This is a genomic window from Streptomyces sp. NPDC058697 (assembly GCF_042715345.1).
GTDB classification, from domain to species: Bacteria; Actinomycetota; Actinomycetes; order Streptomycetales; family Streptomycetaceae; genus Streptomyces; species Streptomyces liliifuscus.
This window is the reverse complement of the sequence record NZ_JBHXSU010000044.1, coordinates 46,490-61,492: the sequence shown is the minus strand read 5'-3', so window position 1 is coordinate 61,492 and position 15,003 is coordinate 46,490. Positions and strand designations below refer to the sequence as shown.

Genomic DNA, 15,003 nt, shown 5'->3' with positions numbered 1-15,003 from the left:
GGGCTCCGTCACGGCGGGGGGGGGGCCCGGGGGGGCGCCGTCGGGTGGTCGGTGGGGGGCCGGGGGGCGCGGCGCCGGTTTGCGCGCGTCCCGGGCCCCTGGTCCCGAGGGGCTCAGCGCTTGAGCGTGAAGGTGAAGTCGCCGGAGAGCTTGCCGCTCAGCCGGACCACCGACACGAGGTTCCCCTCCGTGATCAGCCTCTCGACCTCGGCCCGCGAAAGACCGCAGCCTTCAGCGATGAGCCGCACCGGCCGGACAGGAATCCGAGCCGCGAATCGGACCGAAACATCGCTCCCCTCGCTTCCCTCGCTCCCGTCGCGGTTCAGCTGATCCGATCCGCCGGTGTCGAGTCGCCAGGCGTTGTCCCAGTCGAGGGCGATGCGATTACGCCGCCGCACGACCGGATCCTGGAGCAACTCGGCCGCCAGGCCGGGGTCGTTGTCGTGCATCCGGTCCAGCAGCTCAGGCCGTACGGAGCGCACGTTCATCCGCTCCAGGACCGTGAACTTGGTGGTGTCCCCGCAGACGGTACAGAGCGCGAGGAGCCAGGCGTCGATGAGCTTGTGGTTGGCGTTGACGCGAAATTTGCCGTTCGCCCGGAAACGCTCGGACGCGCACGCGTGGCAACGGCGGAGAACGAGCGGCAGGCAGGTGGGCATGACCACCCAGTTTTCGAGCACAGAAGTACACCGTTTCCAGTGAGAAGTCCGCAGCAAAAAGGAGCGCGGCGCAGCTGCGCGACGCGCGACGATTCAGCACTCGGGGGTTCTCACACGGTGTACAACGGCACGTCCTTGCCCAGACAACTCGACTCGGCAGCACGCTACCGGCGAACGACGACGCCACTCCAACGGTTTTGGAGCGGCTCACGTGGTTCTGCGATGCCGACGAGGAATTCCTCCCGCGTCCGGATGTCGGCGGACCATCCCAACTCGGCAAGTTCGCCGGTGAGTTCCTCGTGGTCATGGAAGACCTTCACGATGCGGTACTCGCTGCCGTCGTCGAGTCGACGCACCTCCGTGGCCACGTCCTCACGGGCGGCTGCGGAAGGTCCTTCGTCGATGAAGACGGCTTTGCCGTGTGGTGCGAGTGCGGCCGCCACGGTGTTCCAGAAGTCACCGAGCCGGGACGGCGGGACGTGGGAGAGCCAGAAGGCGAAGAACACGGTGTCGTAGCGGCGCGGCGGCTGCCACTTGAACACGTCGGCACGCTCGAACCGGACTTCGGCGGAGGCGGTCCGCGCTCGCGCGATACTCAGCACCTCCGGTGACGCGTCGACAGCGGTGACCGAGCGAGCCCGTGCGGCCAACGCCCTGGTCCACTGCCCCGTTCCGCATGCCAGCTCCAGCACGTCCCCGGTGATCGGGAGGTCGTCGACCACGGTCAACAGCTCGCGCAGATCCTCACGCTCGGCATAGACCCGGTCGTACTCGGGCGCGCGGGCCCGGTAGTAGGCAATCTGTTCCGTCAGAAGGGCGTCCTCATCGACTGCCATGACGTCGACCCTAGTGTGGTCGGTCGCATCACCACTGGTCCCAGAACAAGCCAATGAGTCGCGCTGGAGGGGATCAGCCTCTGATCACGCAGAAGGGATGCCCGGCCGGGTCGGTCAGGACCCGCCATCTGTCCTTGTTGGGCTGGTGATCCGGCCTGCCCGCGCCCAGCTTCAGCAGGCGGGCCTCGGCCTCGTCCAGGTCGTCGACCGTGAAGTCGAGGTGCAACTGCTGGGGAACCGTCTGGTCGGGCCAGTGTGGAGCTTGAAAGTCGTCGACCCGTTGGAAGCCGATGGAGAGCCCGTTCTCGCACGTGAGAGCAGCGAAGTCGGCGTCGGACTTCGGGTGGGGTGCCAGGCCGGTGGCCTGTTGGTAGAACGCCGCCAGAGCCAGTGGATCAGGGCAGTCGAGTGTTATCGCGCTCAACTTCATCCGTAGAGCATCCCAGGGGACGTGGGCCCATCAATAGCCGACGCGGAACGTCGCGTCCTGTTGTTCGGTGGACGTGGAGATGGGGTCGATGCGCAGCACGTAGTTGGCGTGGCGGATGTAGCGGGTCGGGTTGTTGTACGAGCGGAAGGACGACCAGGAGCTGTCCGCGAGGCCCGCCGTGCGGTAGAAGGTCGCGTCGCCCGCGAACGTCGACGTGCCGTCGTTGACGTCGAGTTGGAGCGCGTAGTTGTAGTGCCGCAGGTAGCGGGTCGGGTAGTTCACCGACTGGAAGGAGACCCCGGAACTGTCGGCCAGGCCCGGGACGAGCTTCCACTGCGAGTCGGTGTACAGGTCGAAGGGGTACGTGTCGATGCGGGCCGCGTAGTTGGCGTGGCGCACGTAACGGTCCGGGAAGTTGTATGACTTGAGCCGGTTCCAGGTCGGCGCGCCCCACTTGGTGAGCAGGTTGTTGTACTCGGTCGTGGTGATCGTCGCTATGCCGCAGTGCTTGGAGTTCACCGGCTGGGTGTAGGTCTTCTGGTCGAGCGCCGTCCAGGTGCCCGAGGCCAGGTTGGTGGACTGCCAGGCGTAGAAGACACCATTCGGCGTATACGTATCTCCCCAGAGGAACCATGTGCTGGACGTCAGTGACTTGAACACCGTCGGGGCCTCGGTGCCGCCGTGTGCTACACCCGTGCTGAACTCGGTGAAGCTGCCTGGATTGAGGGAATTGGACCTCGCCGCCACCAGCGTCTGGTTCTTCTTGAAGAAGAGGTAGTTGACTCCGTTGACGCCGACGGCCATGTTGCCGTCGATGACGTCGTAGCCGGGGTCGAAGAAGACCTGCGGGGCCGAGGCGGTGACGAAGTCGGTGGTGTAGTTCACCATGATCACGTTGTGGCCGCTGGAGTTGACCGAGGAGTAGATGACCGCGTACTGGCCCCGCCCGGCGTCCCAGAACGCCTCGGGGGCCCAGCTGTGGGTGGTCATGTCATGGAGCTTGAGGCGGCGGTAACCGGTGAAGGTGCGCAGGTCGGCGGAGTCCCAGACATGGATGTACTGGCTGTTGTAGCTCCAGTCGGTGCCCTTGAGGTCGGTGGCGATGGCGACGAAGCTGCCGTCCTGCTTGCGCATGAGGAACGGGTCGCGCAGGCCGAGGGCGCCCGCGGTGGGGGTGACCACGGGGTTGTTCTGGTTCAGCGGCGTCCAGTTGAGCGAGTCGGGGCTGACGGCGAGGTGGAGGCCGTAGTCGGTGCCCGCGCCGAGGCTGGTCGACTCGGTGAAGTAGCACATCACGTACGCCGAGTCGGCCGCGTGGGCGGTGCCGGCGCCGAGGGTCAGTACGCCGGACATGGCCAGGGGAGTGGTGGCGGCCATGCCGAGGAAGAGGCGACGGGATGGCTGGGGTCTTGCGCTCATCTTGGTCTCCAGGCGGCGTACGGGGGGGCGGGTGAGCGGCTGCGCGGTGCGGGGACCGGGGACGTGAAGTACGCAGCCAGGCAAGCGAGTTGACCGAAATCTCGAACCAGGTTCGGAAAGTCGATCAGAAGGTAGAGCGCTGTTCGGTGCGCGTCAATCACTCTGTCGAGGCTGTGGTGAATCTGTGCTGCCGAAGGCTGCGGGCTTCCGGAGGGGAGGGGTCATCGTGTTCGACTGATCGGCCGAACTCGCACACCGGAGCGGTCGATTCCGGCCAGATTGTTCCCCTTCGTGTATCTGGCTGAACTCGATGTCGCCTCATAGGTGCCTGCGGCATCTAATGAAGATCGGTACGACGCATCCTTCGTCCACGAGGTCTTCGATGACAGACATGACGGATACGGCAGACGCGAAGCCGCTCTCGGCGCCCGTCGCCTTCCCCCAGGACCGCACCTGTCCCTTCCAGCCGCCCACTGGTTACGACCCCCTGCGCGCCGCCCGGCCACTCGCCCGCGTGACCCTCTACGACGGCCGGACCACCTGGCTGGTCACCGGCCGTGACCTGGCCCGCAGCCTGCTCGCCGATTCCCGCCTGTCGTCCGACCGCATGCGCCCCGGCTATCCGGCCACCTCACCGCGCATCGTGGCGTTCCGCGACCGCCGGGCCGCCCTGCTGAACGTCGACGACCCCGAGCACCACGTCCAGCGGCGGATGCTGGTCCCGAGCTTCACCCTCAAGCGCGCCGCCGCGCTGCGGCCGGCCATCCAGCGGATCGTCGACGAATGCCTCGACGCGATGCTCGCTCAGGGCCCGCCCTCCGAGCTGGTGAACGCCTTCGCGCTCCCCGTTCCCTCGAGGGTGATCTGCGAACTGCTCGGTGTCCCGTACGCCGATCACGAGTTCTTCGAGGAGCAGTCCCGCCGGCTGCTGCGAGGCAAGGACCTGGATGAGGTGCGGGACGCGCGCGACCAGCTCGACTGCTACCTCGGGGCCCTGATCGACCGCAAGTCCGAGTCGTCCGTCGGCGACGGTGTCCTCGACGCCCTGGTCCACGAACAGCTGCGCGAGGGCGCGGTGGACCGCCAGGAGGCGATCGCGCTGGCCACGATCCTGCTGGTCGCCGGCCACGAGACGACCGCCAACATGATCTCGCTGGGCACGTACACCCTGCTCCAACACCCCGAGCGGCTGGCGGAGTTGCGAGCCGACCCGTCGCTGTGGCCCGCCGCGGTCGACGAGTTGATGCGGATGCTGTCCATCGCGGACGGGCTGCTGCGGCAGGCCACGGAGGACATCGAGGTGGACGGGACGACGATCCGCGCCGGAGAGGGCGTGGTCTTCTCGACGTCCGTCATCAACCGCGACGGGGAGGTCTACGCCGAACCCGACGCGCTCGACTGGCACCGCCCCACCCGTCATCACGTGGCGTTCGGCTTCGGCATCCACCAGTGCCTCGGCCAGAACCTCGCCCGTGCCGAAATGGAGATCGCCCTGCGTTCGCTGTTCGAGCGGGTGCCCGGGCTCCGGCTCGACGTGGCGCCGGACGAGGTCCGCTTCAAACCGGGCGACACGATCCAGGGAATGCTGGATCTCCCGGTGGCCTGGTAGGGGGTCTGCTCATGCACATCGACATCGACACGGACGTGTGCATCGGCGCCGGGCAGTGCGCGCTGTCCGCCCCGGCCGTCTTCACCCAGGACGACGACGGCTTCAGCACCCTCCTGCCCGGACAGGAGGACAGCACCGACCCGCTGCTCCGGGAGGCGGCCCGCGCCTGCCCGGTCGGCGCCATCAAGGTCTCGGAGACCGCGCGACCGTGACTGTTCAGAAGCCGACATCGGCGTCCCGGTAGGTCGGTGGCCGGCGGACCCGGGACGCCTGCTCGTAGGCGTAGGCGAGCCGGAGCAGCACCGGCTCGCTCCACGCCGTACCCATGAACGTCAGGCCGACCGGCAGGCCGAACGCGAAGCCGGCCGGGACGCTGATCGCGGGATACCCGGCGAGTGCGGCGGGCGTCGACGAGCCGCCGCTGTAGCTGTCCCCGCGGATCAGGTCGATCTTCGCCGGTGGTCCGGTGGTCGGCATGACGAGCGCGTCCAGGTCGAAGCGGCGCAGTACCGCGTCGATGCCCTCGGTGCGTGAGAGCCGGTGGTTGGTGGCCAGCGCTTCACGGTATTCGCGTTCGGTGAAGTCCAGCTCGTGCACCGCCTCAAGCCCGTCCTGCTGCACATAGCGGAGCTCGCGGTCCGCGTGTGCGCGGTTGAACGCGATCAGCTCCGCCAGGCTGCGTGGATGGTCGCCGGGCGCGGCGGCCAGGTAGGCGTTCAGTCCACGCTTGATCTCGTACGCCTGGACGACCATCGAGCTGGGCAGGTCCTCGAGTTGCTCGGCGGTCGGGATGTCCGCAGGGTCGACCACCGTCGCCCCCGCCTTGCGCAGTGTGGCGATCGCCTGCTCCGCGATCTCGTCGGCGTGGTGGCTGTAGCCGAAGTACACCGCTCGCGGTACGCCGATGCGGGCCCCGCGCAGTCCGTCGGCGTCGAGGAAGCGGGTGTAGTCGCGATGGAAGTGGCCCCGGCTCGCCCCGGTCGCCGGATCGCGGTCGTCCACCCCGACGAGCGTGCCGAGCAGGATCGCGGCGTCGCGGACCGTCCGCGCGATCGGACCGACGCTGTCCTGGCTCGGCACACCGGGGATCATGCCGCCGCGCCCGACCAGTCCGACGGTCGGCTTCACCCCGACGACGCAGTTCGCCGAAGCCGGGTCGATGATCGAGCCGTTGGTCTCCGTACCGATTCCGGCCACACACAGGTTGGCCGCGGCGGCGACCGCGGTGCCCGAACTGGACTCGTTCGGTGACCGGTCCAGTTTGTAGGGGTTCCTGGTCTGGCCGCCGCGAGCACTCCAGCCGGCGTGGTGGGTGAGCGACATTCCGCCGGCCCATTCGCTGAGATTGGTCTTGCCGAGGATGACGGCACCGGCCGCGCGCAGCCTGGCGGCGACCGTGGCGTCCCTCGTCGGGCGCAGACCCTCCAGGGCGAGTGATCCGGCCGTCGTGTGCATCCGGTCCGCGGTCTCCACCAGATCCTTGAGCAGGATGGGCATGCCGTGCAGGGGTCCACGATGAGCCCCCTCGGCGTCCAGGCGCCGAGCCTCTCGCAGCGCTTCGGGATTGACCTCGATCACCGCGTGCAGGAGCGGGTCGACGCGTTCGATGCGCTCCAGATAGTGGCGGGTGAGCTGTTCGGCGGTGAGCCGTCCGTCGTCCATCCGCCGGCGAAGCTCGACGATGCCGAGCTCGTCCAGTTCCGTTGTCGCCGGGTGTGCCGTGTCCGCGGCTCGTCCCGTGGTCGAGGCGTCGGCGCGGGCGGGGGCTGCGCCGAGCCAGGGTGCGGCTGCCGCGGTGGTGCCGAGGGCGAGCACGGTGCGGCGGCGTGGGGCGTTGATCCGGTCCATGCACTGGACGTTAGAGGCGCGGCCGAGGTTTCTCGCTCCGGCTGTCCCCCGGCTCCGTGCTGGAAGCAGCCCCCGGTCACCCAGGGGGCCAGCCGGAACGCCGTGCACGGCAGACCTCTGCGGACGATTCCATCGCTTGTGTGGATTCAAGTCGTTTGTCTGGTACGGGCGTTGGGCCACGGCCAGCGTGCCGGACCGGACGCCGCGTACAACGAACCGAACACCTGTCAGCTGTACTTCCGGCAGTTCGACCCGTCCTCGCCACCCCGACCGGTCGGTCCGGGACGACCCGAACTGTCCATCTCCCCGCTGGAGTTGACACCTGTGTCCGGGCGGCGGTGTGGGCGTGGCGCGCCAAACTCGTGCGCAATCCGTGGTTGATTGCGCAACAAGGCGTATGGCAAGGTCCTTTCACAACTGTCGGGCGTGCCGCTTCATACCGCAGGCCTGATTTCCCTCTTGCCCCCACTCGAGTGGAGTCCGCGTGCCCAAGAGCTCGCACCCTGGCGTGGACGGACAGCGTCCCCGTCACAGCCATGCCCGCCGCCGAGCGGAGCGGCACGAGTGGGCCGGCCGGCATTCCTTCGGCGCACGGTCGAGGGAAACCCAGAGGCATGTCCGACGAGGCCACGCAGCCGTTCAAGGGCCCGCGCCCACGGTGCGCGGACGGCGGTGCGACGGCCGCGTATCGCGTACGAACAACGCCTGATGCCCTGCTGATCGAATGCGGAGCCGCCCGCTCGACGCGGCCGATGACGGAAGCTCCCCGAGTGCCGGTCGCCGCCTCGCAGGAACGGCTCCCGTGCATACTTCCGGCCTCAGGCCATGAACCCTCGACCGGGTCCTTCATGTGGAGGACCGCCAGGTCGGCCCTCCCCTTTTGTCATGCCATCGCTGACTGAAAGCACCCCACTCCGTGACCATCTCCGTTTACGAGGGCCAACCGGCCGGTCGGCACGCAGCCATTCCCCAAGGCAGCCTGCTCCGCCGGGTATACGCACCCCGAGCCTTTGACGCGCTCGCCTTCTCCATGTGCACCTACGCCATGCCGCTCCTGGTACTGGCCACGACCAAGTCCGCGTCCCTGACAGGCCTGGCCTTCGCGCTCGAATGGCTCCCGCGGGTGGCGGCCTTCGGTCTGGCGGGCGACCTCGTCGACCGGCGTGGGGCCGCGATCGTGTTCTTCCTCGCCTCCCTGGCACGGGCGCTGCTCGTCGCGGCGGGAGGCGTCGCCCTGTTCATGCTTCCGAGCGGGACGGCCGAAACGGTCACCGTGATGGCACTGGCCGCCGGAACAGGCGCCCTGACACAGTTCAGTTTCATAGCCAACGAAGCCGTGGGCGCGATCGTCAGCCGGCGTACGGCGGGCCAGGCGCACAAGGTGCAGGCGGTGCTGATCGGGATCGACCAGACCGCCACCCTCACCGGGCCCGCGCTGGGAGGTGTGCTCCTGCTCGCCGGGCCGAGCCATATGCTCGCCGTCCTCGGGGTGTTGTCCGTCCTCGCGGCCTGTCTCGCCCTGCAGACCCCGCCCACGCCCCTGCGCGGCTCCGCGAAGAACGGGGTGCGACGGCAGGCTGGGCTCAGGACCGGGTGGAACACGCTGAGTTCACTGCCTGTGCTGAGCTGGCTCGTGGCCGGGCTGGTCGTCTCCAACCTCGCGCTCGGGCTGCTGCAGGCGGCCAGCCCGATCATCGTGATCGAGCGCTTCGGACTGACCTCGGCAGCCGTCGGCACCCTCTGGTCGGCGGCGGCGGCATCCACCCTGCTCGCCGTAGCGGCCTGCCGGCTCGCGCTCAACCGGCTGGGCCTGTGGGGCGTCGGCGTGGTCTGTTCCACCGTCGCGTCCGCGGCCTGCCTCGCCCTGGCCCAGGCGCCCACCTACATCTCGTACGTCCTGGTCATGGCGCTCTTCATGGCCGCGGACGGCGGCCTGACCGTCGTGCTGCGCACCCTGCGCTCGCTCCTCATACCCCCGGCCGCCTTCGGAAGCACCCTCTCGCTGACCATCCTGCTTCTGCTGCTGCCCTTCCCGGTCGCGGGAATCGTGGTTGCTCTGACACCGTTGTCGGCGCTCCAGCACGCCATCCTGGTGTGCGGCATACTCCAGGCCCTCGCCCTCGGCCTGGCGTTCATGCGGCTGCGGGGCGATCCGGTCCTGCAGGGTTCCGGGAACATGACCCGGGCGACAGCCTGACCACTGACCCGGCGGGTATCGGCGTCCGGCCACCGGTCGGGCGCCGATACCGCTGTCCGGAGCCCTACTCCTTCGGCTGGGTGAAGCGGATGCTGTTGCCGAAGGGGTCGCGGAGCCCGCAGTCGATTCCGTACGGACGCTCGGTGGGCTCCTCGGTGAACTCGACGCCCCGGGCCAGCAGCTTCTCGTACGTCTTGCGGCAGTCGTCGGTGGTGAAGATGAGGTGGCCGCCCATCGCCCCCTTGGTCAACAGCTCCCGTACCTGCTGTGCCGTCTCCTCGGACAGCGCCGGAGGGCCCGGCTTCTCCAGCAGGATCTGGCGGTCGGGGTGACCGGGGACGTTGACGGTCAGCCAGCGCATGAAGCCCAGGGGCACGTCGGTGTTGACCTCCAGGTCGAGCTTGCCCACGTAGAAGTCGAGGGCCTCGTCCTGGTCGAGGACGTAGATCTGCGAGTGCGTGATAGCGGTGAACATGTCCATCACGCTATCGAGCCGGCCGGACGAAAACTTATCCAAAACTGCTCAGCCGACGGGACGGTGCGGGCCGTGCCGACGGTATGGGCCGTGCGGCCGGTCAGCGGACCGTCAGTCGCTCGGGCGCATCCACGCCATGGCGAAACACGTCGGTACGGCGGCGGTCACCGCTTCCCGGCGGTACGCCCTCGGTGACCGGCCGACGATGTCGCGGAACGTGCGGCTGAAGGTGCCCGGGCTGCCGAAGCCCACCTCGAAGCAGATGTCCGTCACGCTGTGATCGGTCTCCCGCAGCAGGAACATCGCCCGCTCGACCCGGCGGCGCTGCAGATAGCGGTGCGGTGTCTCGCCGAACGTGGCCCGGAAGGTGCGGGTGAAGTGCGCCTGGGAGACATGGGCGATCCGGGCCAGGGCCGGGACGTCCAGCGGCTGTGCGTAGCCGCGGTCCATCGCATCCCGTGCCCGAAGCATGCGACGGTTGCTCTCCTCTGCGGCACGACTCACGCCGCCATCACATCACGGACCCGCGCGGCCCGTGAAAGACGCCGCAGACAGGGATTGTTTTACGTTGCCTTTGCCATTCGGGAACCCTGGTGGCCGCGAAGAGCGTTCACTTGTCGCGGGGCGTGAACCAGCGCCACCGATGATCAGTACCGGACAGGCAACAGCAGAAGCCGAGGTGGCAGTAGTGGCGATGTGGGACCGGCTCAAGGACCAGGCCAAGAACCTCCAGCAGTCCCAGGGTTCCAGGGGATCGGGCGGACAGGGGCAGGCCCCCTATGGGCAGGGTCAGGCTCCGCACGGGCAGGGCCAGGCCCCGTACGGACAGGGCCAGGGCGGTGGCCACGCGTCCGGTTCGTCCTCCGGTGGCTCCAAGGCCAAGCTGGTCGGGCTGCTCAAGTCCCAGCTCGCGTCGGTCAAGACCGAGCTCAAGAGCGGCTCCTACCGGGACGCCAGCATGGCCATGTGCGCGCTCGTGGCCGCGGCCGACGGACATGTGGAGCAGGCGGAGAGGCAGCGTGTGGAGGAGCTGATCGTCTCCAACGAGGTGTTGCAGAACTTCCCGGCGGACCAGCTTCGCCAGCGCTTCAACAAGCACCTGGACCAGCTCATCGCCAACTTCGAGCTGGGCAAGGCCGAGGCGCTGCGGGAGATCGCCAAGGCCGCCAAGAAGCCGGCGGAGGCCCGCGCGGTCATCCAGACGGGCATCGTGGTCGCGGGTGCCGACGGGCACTTCGAGCAGTCCGAGCAGTTCGCCATTCGCGACGCCTGCGCCGCCCTCGGTCTGTCACCCACGGAGTTCGGCGTCTGACAGGGGCTGCCGCCGACTCCGCACCCCCCCGCGGAGTCGGCGGCTTCGTGGTCACGCCGAAGCCGATCCACGGCGCGAACCCGTCTCCTCCTCCGTCCTACCTGCCTCTGTCCTGAGGGCGAACTGGCCGGTATACAAGTTCAGTCACCGTGCAAGGGAGCGCCGTCGGCGCCCCGGCTCGCGGTACTGGACCCAGGGGGAATCTTGAAGAACCGTCGCACCCAGTCCGGCAGCACGGCCCCGAACCGCCGACGGGCGACCGCCGTGGGAGCGGCGGTCAGCGGCTGCGCCCTCGTCGTCGCGTCCGCGGCACCCGTCGCGGCGCACGGTGGCGGCCACGGCCGGGGCACGGACTACGTCTCGCTCGGGGACTCCTACACCTCGGGGCCGGGGATCCCGACGCAGGTGGACGCGAACTGCGCCCGCTCCGACCACAACTACCCCTCACTCGTCGCCGCGGAGCGCAGAACGTCCACCTTCAAGGACGTGAGCTGCGGCGGCGCCACCACCGAGCAGATGTGGAAGGCACAGGGGACCAACCCTCCACAGCTCAACGCCGTCCAGCGGGACACCGATCTGGTGACCGTCCAGATAGGCGGCAACGACATCGGGTTCAGCTCCATCATCAGCACCTGCGCCCAGCTGAGTTCGCAGGACCTCTCGGGGGACCCCTGCCGACGGCACTTCACGTCCTCCGGGGTCGATCAGCTGACCCTGAGGATCCTGGAAACGGCACCCAAGATCACCCGTGTGCTGCGGGCCGTGCACGCCAGGGCGCCGCACGCCCGCGTGCTCGTCGTCGGCTACCCCGCTCTCCTGCCGGACGACGGCAGCGGCTGCTACCCCTCGGTGCCGTTCGCGGCCAAGGACTTCCCCTATCTGCGCGACACCGGCAAGCGTCTCAACCTGATGATGCGCGTGGTGGCGCGGTTGAACGGGGCCGAATACGTTGACACGTACGGACCCACGATCGGACACGACATGTGCAAGGCCCCGGACATCCGCTGGGTCGAACCCCTGCGACCTGCCTCGCCCGCGGCCCCGGCCCACCCCAACGCCAAGGGCGAGGCGGCCATGGCACGTGCCGTGCTGCGGAGCCTGAGCAAGGGGCACGGACACTGACGGACCTCCCACGAGGAGCACGAGGAGTGCGTCCGCTCGCCTCATCGGGGGATCAGCACGTGCGAAGGGGGGACTCAGGGGGCAGAGGGTCCGTGGGAAGCCAGAACGTGCGCGGCCGGTGAAGGGATGGACATCGTGGTACGACCGAAGATCTTGGTGGTGGGAGCGGGCTTCGCGGGAGTCGGGTGCGTCCGGCGCCTGGAGCGCAAACTCGGATCCGACGAGGCCGACCTGGCGCTGGTGACGCCGTTCTCCTACCAGCTCTATCTGCCGCTGCTCCCACAGGTCGCCTCAGGAGTGCTGACCCCGCAGTCGATCGCCGTGTCGCTGCGCCGCAGCCGCAAGTACCGCACGCGCATCATCCCCGGTGGTGCCATCGGTGTGGATCTGAAGGCCAAGGTCTGCGTCGTCCGCAAGATCACGGGCGAGATCGTGAACGAGCGGTACGACCACATCGTGCTGGCTCCGGGGAGTGTCACGCGCACCTTCGACATCCCGGGTCTTACGGACAATGCCCGCGGTATGAAGACGCTCGCCGAGGCCGCGTTCCTCCGTGACCACGTCATCTCGCAGCTCGACCTCGCCGACGCCAGCCAGGACGAGGCCGAGCGGGCGGCGCGGCTTCAGTTCGTGGTCGTCGGCGGCGGCTACGCCGGTACGGAGACCGCCGCGTGCCTGCGGCGCCTGACGCAGAACGCGGTCAAGCGTTATCCGCGGCTCGACCCGAAGCTGATCAAGTGGCATCTGATCGACATCGCACCGAAGCTCATGCCCGAACTGGGTGACAAGCTCGGACGAAGCGCTCAGGAGATCCTGCGCAAGCGGGGTATCGACATCTCGCTGGGCGTCTCCATCGCGAAGGCGGGCCCGGACGAGGTCACCTTCACCGACGGCCGGGTGGTCCCGACCCATACGCTGATCTGGACCGCCGGAGTCGCGGCGAGCCCGCTCATGGCCACCCTGGGCGCCGAGACGGTCAAGGGGCGGCTGGCGGTCAGCTCGGAGATGTCCCTGCCCGGCCACGACGGTGTCTTCGCACTCGGCGACGCCGCCGCCGTACCGGACGAGGCCAAGGACACGGAGGGCGCCATCTGCCCGCCGACCGCCCAGCACGCGATGCGCCAGGGCAAGCACGTCGCCGACAACGTCATCGCGTCGCTGCGCGGGCAGCCGATGACCCCGTACGTCCACAAGGACCTGGGACTGGTCGTCGACCTCGGTGGCACCGACGCCGTGTCCAAGCCGCTCGGTATCGAGCTGCGCGGCCTGCCCGCCCAGGTCGTCGCCCGCGGCTACCACTGGTCGGCGCTTCGCACCAATGTGGCGAAGGTCCGGGTGGCGACGAACTGGGCGCTGAACGCAGTGGCCGGCCATGACTTCGTGGGCACCGGACTGCTGTCCCGTTCGTCCGCGAAGCTGCGGGACTTCGAGCACACCAACGCGTACCTGACCCCGGAGCAGATCCGGGAGCGTACCGAGAGCGGGTGACGCGCGGGCCGCGAGCGTACGTGTCCCGGCGGGACGCGAGTGGACCGGTGGGCGCACGAGTGACCCGGAGCGATCCGGGTCACTCGTGTGTGGACGGCGATGCGCGGGGGCAGTGAGCCTGTCGGGCCCAAGTCGACGGAAGGGCCCATGAGTTGGCCGATCCGGAGGGGGAGTCCCATGAGCAGCATGTCTCGGCTGGGCAAGGTCCGCAGAACGTTCGTCATGACGGGCTGTGCGGCCGCACTGGCCTTCGGGTCGTCGTCCGCGCTCGCCACTCCCGGCAGCGGGGTCACCGGCACGGTCCTCGCCCAGGGCACCTCGGCCGGAACACTGAAGGTCAAGGCCAAGGGGCGTACGGACGTCATCGTGCGGTCCATCACCATCGCACCGGGCGGCACGACCGGCTGGCACTACCACCCGGGCCAGCTCATCGCCGTCGTCAAGTCGGGCACACTCACCCGCACCTTGCAGGACTGCTCCGTGGAAGTCAGCACGGCGGGCACGTCGTTCATCGAGCCCGCCGGGTCCCGCCACGTCCACGTCGGCCGCAACCTCGGGACCGAGCCGGTCGAGCTGTACGTCACCTACCTCGTGCCCAAGGGCAGCCCGCTGTCGCTCGACGCGGACGCTCCGGCGTGTGCCGGGAGCTAGGCACACGTCGGAGAATTCGGTTCCGCAGCGCTCTCAGTGGACCTGGGGGGCGGTGCCGAGCTGTGCCTCGGCGTCGGTGAGGATCTCCGTCACCCGCAGGCCGAAGGCGGCGTCGCACGGATGCGGGCGGCCGGTGCGGGCGGCTTCGAGGAGGGCGTCGGCAGCCCGGGTGAGCGCCTCGACCGCTCCTTCGGCGGACCCGGGCAGAACGCTGACCCCGGCCTTGCCGCGCAGCTCGACGGCGGCTCCGGCGGCCGCGGGCGGGGCCGTCAGACTGAGAGTCAGGGTGCTCGACGCCCCGCTGACGTGGTGGAGCACCAGGTGAACGGTGTCCTTCGGGCCCCGTGCGGCGGCGGCCACGCGCTCGACATCGCCGAGAATCGGCAGCAGCACGGACAGGGCGTGCGGGCCGACATCCCACAGGCCGCCCTTCTCCTGCCGCCAGGGCGACGCCGCGAACGGGCTGTCACTCGTGAACACGGCGCCGAGCCACTCCGCACGCGCGGTGAACCAGCCCTCCGTAGCGGCCTGCTCGGCGATCCAGTTCTGAATCTCGGGCTGGAAGCGGCTGGTGAAGAAGACGACCGATGCGACGCCGGCCCGCTCCACCGCCTCGACGACGGCACGCCCCTCCTCCACGGTCGCCGCGAGAGGCTTGTCGAGCAGCAGATGGCAGTTGGCCCGCGCGGCGCGCGCCGCGAGCGGGGCCTGCACGGACGGAGGCAGGGCAATGGCAACCGCGTCCACCTCGGCGAGGAGGGCGTCGACATCCTCGTACGCGCGCGTCCCGTGACGGTCGGCCAGCGCCTTGGCCGCGTCGGCGCTCCTGCCCCACACCCCCACGAAGTCCAGTTCGCGATGCCCGCTCAGGGCGGGAGCGTGAGCCAGGTCGGCCCAGGGCCCAGTACCGAGCAGTCCGATGCGCATGCCGCCACCTCTCGTCGTGCCTGTCTCATG

At 69.0% G+C, this 15,003-nt stretch carries 15 protein-coding genes; 7 read left to right on the top strand and 8 right to left on the bottom strand.

All coding sequences use genetic code 11. The features are described from left to right. Positions 1–113: 113 nt before the first annotated feature. The 4 genes from ACFWXQ_RS45670 to ACFWXQ_RS45655 form a co-directional block, all read right to left on the bottom strand. A complete protein-coding gene (locus ACFWXQ_RS45670; RefSeq protein WP_383954430.1) occupies positions 114–680 on the bottom strand; it encodes a DUF1062 domain-containing protein in 567 nt (188 codons plus the stop codon). 143 nt (positions 681–823) lie between these two features. Further along, a complete protein-coding gene (locus tag ACFWXQ_RS45665; protein WP_383954428.1) occupies positions 824–1,495 on the bottom strand; it encodes a class I SAM-dependent methyltransferase in 672 nt (223 codons plus the stop codon). Positions 1,496–1,568: 73 nt separating this feature from the next. Next, positions 1,569–1,925 (bottom strand): VOC family protein, encoded by a 357-nt coding sequence (locus ACFWXQ_RS45660; RefSeq protein WP_383954426.1) that lies wholly within the window; start codon positions 1,923–1,925, stop codon positions 1,569–1,571. A 30-nt stretch (positions 1,926–1,955) separates the two neighbouring features. Continuing rightward, positions 1,956–3,344: a glycoside hydrolase family 43 protein gene (locus ACFWXQ_RS45655; RefSeq protein ID WP_383954424.1), complete on the bottom strand. Its 1,389-nt coding sequence runs from the start codon at positions 3,342–3,344 to the stop codon at positions 1,956–1,958. Positions 3,345–3,726: 382 nt separating this feature from the next. Here ACFWXQ_RS45655 and ACFWXQ_RS45650 point away from each other — a divergent pair, with 382 nt between their 5' ends. Both ACFWXQ_RS45650 and ACFWXQ_RS45645 read left to right on the top strand, forming a co-directional pair. Beyond that, a complete protein-coding gene (locus ACFWXQ_RS45650; protein WP_383954422.1) occupies positions 3,727–4,953 on the top strand; it encodes a cytochrome P450 in 1,227 nt (408 codons plus the stop codon). A gap of 11 nt (positions 4,954–4,964) precedes the next feature. Further along, the gene (locus tag ACFWXQ_RS45645; protein WP_383954420.1) at positions 4,965–5,165 is read left to right on the top strand and encodes a ferredoxin; all 201 of its coding nucleotides are present in this window, start codon (positions 4,965–4,967) and stop codon (positions 5,163–5,165) included. 4 nt (positions 5,166–5,169) lie between these two features. Here ACFWXQ_RS45645 and ACFWXQ_RS45640 read toward each other — a convergent pair whose 3' ends face one another. After that, positions 5,170–6,801, bottom strand: coding sequence for an amidase (locus tag ACFWXQ_RS45640; protein ID WP_383954418.1), 1,632 nt, complete (start codon positions 6,799–6,801; stop codon positions 5,170–5,172). 916 nt (positions 6,802–7,717) lie between these two features. Between ACFWXQ_RS45640 and ACFWXQ_RS45635 the strand changes: the two genes are divergently transcribed. After that, positions 7,718–8,998 (top strand): MFS transporter, encoded by a 1,281-nt coding sequence (locus ACFWXQ_RS45635; protein WP_383954417.1) that lies wholly within the window; start codon positions 7,718–7,720, stop codon positions 8,996–8,998. Positions 8,999–9,062: 64 nt separating this feature from the next. Here the strand turns inward: ACFWXQ_RS45635 and ACFWXQ_RS45630 are convergent, their stop codons facing one another. Then, positions 9,063–9,473 (bottom strand): VOC family protein, encoded by a 411-nt coding sequence (locus tag ACFWXQ_RS45630; protein ID WP_383954415.1) that lies wholly within the window; start codon positions 9,471–9,473, stop codon positions 9,063–9,065. A 111-nt stretch (positions 9,474–9,584) separates the two neighbouring features. Next, complete coding sequence (locus ACFWXQ_RS45625; RefSeq protein ID WP_383954413.1) at positions 9,585–9,977, bottom strand: helix-turn-helix domain-containing protein; 393 nt, start codon at positions 9,975–9,977, stop codon at positions 9,585–9,587. A 184-nt stretch (positions 9,978–10,161) separates the two neighbouring features. Between ACFWXQ_RS45625 and ACFWXQ_RS45620 the strand changes: the two genes are divergently transcribed. The 4 genes from ACFWXQ_RS45620 to ACFWXQ_RS45605 all read left to right on the top strand — a co-directional run bounded on the left by ACFWXQ_RS45620 (position 10,162) and on the right by ACFWXQ_RS45605 (position 14,046). Next, on the top strand, positions 10,162–10,785 hold the full coding sequence (locus ACFWXQ_RS45620; RefSeq protein ID WP_384090516.1) for a tellurite resistance TerB family protein: 624 nt from the start codon (positions 10,162–10,164) through the stop codon (positions 10,783–10,785). Between the two features lie 204 nt (positions 10,786–10,989). Beyond that, positions 10,990–11,907, top strand: a complete 918-nt coding sequence (locus ACFWXQ_RS45615; RefSeq protein ID WP_383953708.1) for an SGNH/GDSL hydrolase family protein — start codon at positions 10,990–10,992, stop codon at positions 11,905–11,907. 126 nt (positions 11,908–12,033) lie between these two features. Then, positions 12,034–13,395, top strand: coding sequence for an NAD(P)/FAD-dependent oxidoreductase (locus ACFWXQ_RS45610; RefSeq protein WP_383953710.1), 1,362 nt, complete (start codon positions 12,034–12,036; stop codon positions 13,393–13,395). Between the two features lie 222 nt (positions 13,396–13,617). After that, on the top strand, positions 13,618–14,046 hold the full coding sequence (locus tag ACFWXQ_RS45605) for a cupin domain-containing protein (RefSeq protein WP_383953730.1): 429 nt from the start codon (positions 13,618–13,620) through the stop codon (positions 14,044–14,046). Positions 14,047–14,079: 33 nt separating this feature from the next. Here ACFWXQ_RS45605 and ACFWXQ_RS45600 read toward each other — a convergent pair whose 3' ends face one another. Then, complete coding sequence (locus ACFWXQ_RS45600; RefSeq protein WP_383953712.1) at positions 14,080–14,973, bottom strand: Gfo/Idh/MocA family protein; 894 nt, start codon at positions 14,971–14,973, stop codon at positions 14,080–14,082. Positions 14,974–15,003 lie beyond the last annotated feature (30 nt).

Bases quoted from the DNA above. Each gene is read 5' to 3' on its own strand.
- ACFWXQ_RS45665 (WP_383954428.1), bottom strand. From the start codon at position 1,495: ATGGCAGTCGATGAGGACGCCCTTCTGACGGAACAGATTGCCTACTAC.
- ACFWXQ_RS45660 (WP_383954426.1), bottom strand. From the start codon at position 1,925: ATGAAGTTGAGCGCGATAACACTCGACTGCCCTGATCCACTGGCTCTG.
- ACFWXQ_RS45655 (WP_383954424.1), bottom strand. From the start codon at position 3,344: ATGAGCGCAAGACCCCAGCCATCCCGTCGCCTCTTCCTCGGCATGGCC.
- ACFWXQ_RS45650 (WP_383954422.1), top strand. From the start codon at position 3,727: ATGACAGACATGACGGATACGGCAGACGCGAAGCCGCTCTCGGCGCCC.
- ACFWXQ_RS45645 (WP_383954420.1), top strand. From the start codon at position 4,965: ATGCACATCGACATCGACACGGACGTGTGCATCGGCGCCGGGCAGTGC.
- ACFWXQ_RS45640 (WP_383954418.1), bottom strand. From the start codon at position 6,801: ATGGACCGGATCAACGCCCCACGCCGCCGCACCGTGCTCGCCCTCGGC.
- ACFWXQ_RS45630 (WP_383954415.1), bottom strand. From the start codon at position 9,473: ATGTTCACCGCTATCACGCACTCGCAGATCTACGTCCTCGACCAGGAC.
- ACFWXQ_RS45610 (WP_383953710.1), top strand. From the start codon at position 12,034: ATGGACATCGTGGTACGACCGAAGATCTTGGTGGTGGGAGCGGGCTTC.
- ACFWXQ_RS45605 (WP_383953730.1), top strand. From the start codon at position 13,618: ATGACGGGCTGTGCGGCCGCACTGGCCTTCGGGTCGTCGTCCGCGCTC.
- ACFWXQ_RS45600 (WP_383953712.1), bottom strand. From the start codon at position 14,973: ATGCGCATCGGACTGCTCGGTACTGGGCCCTGGGCCGACCTGGCTCAC.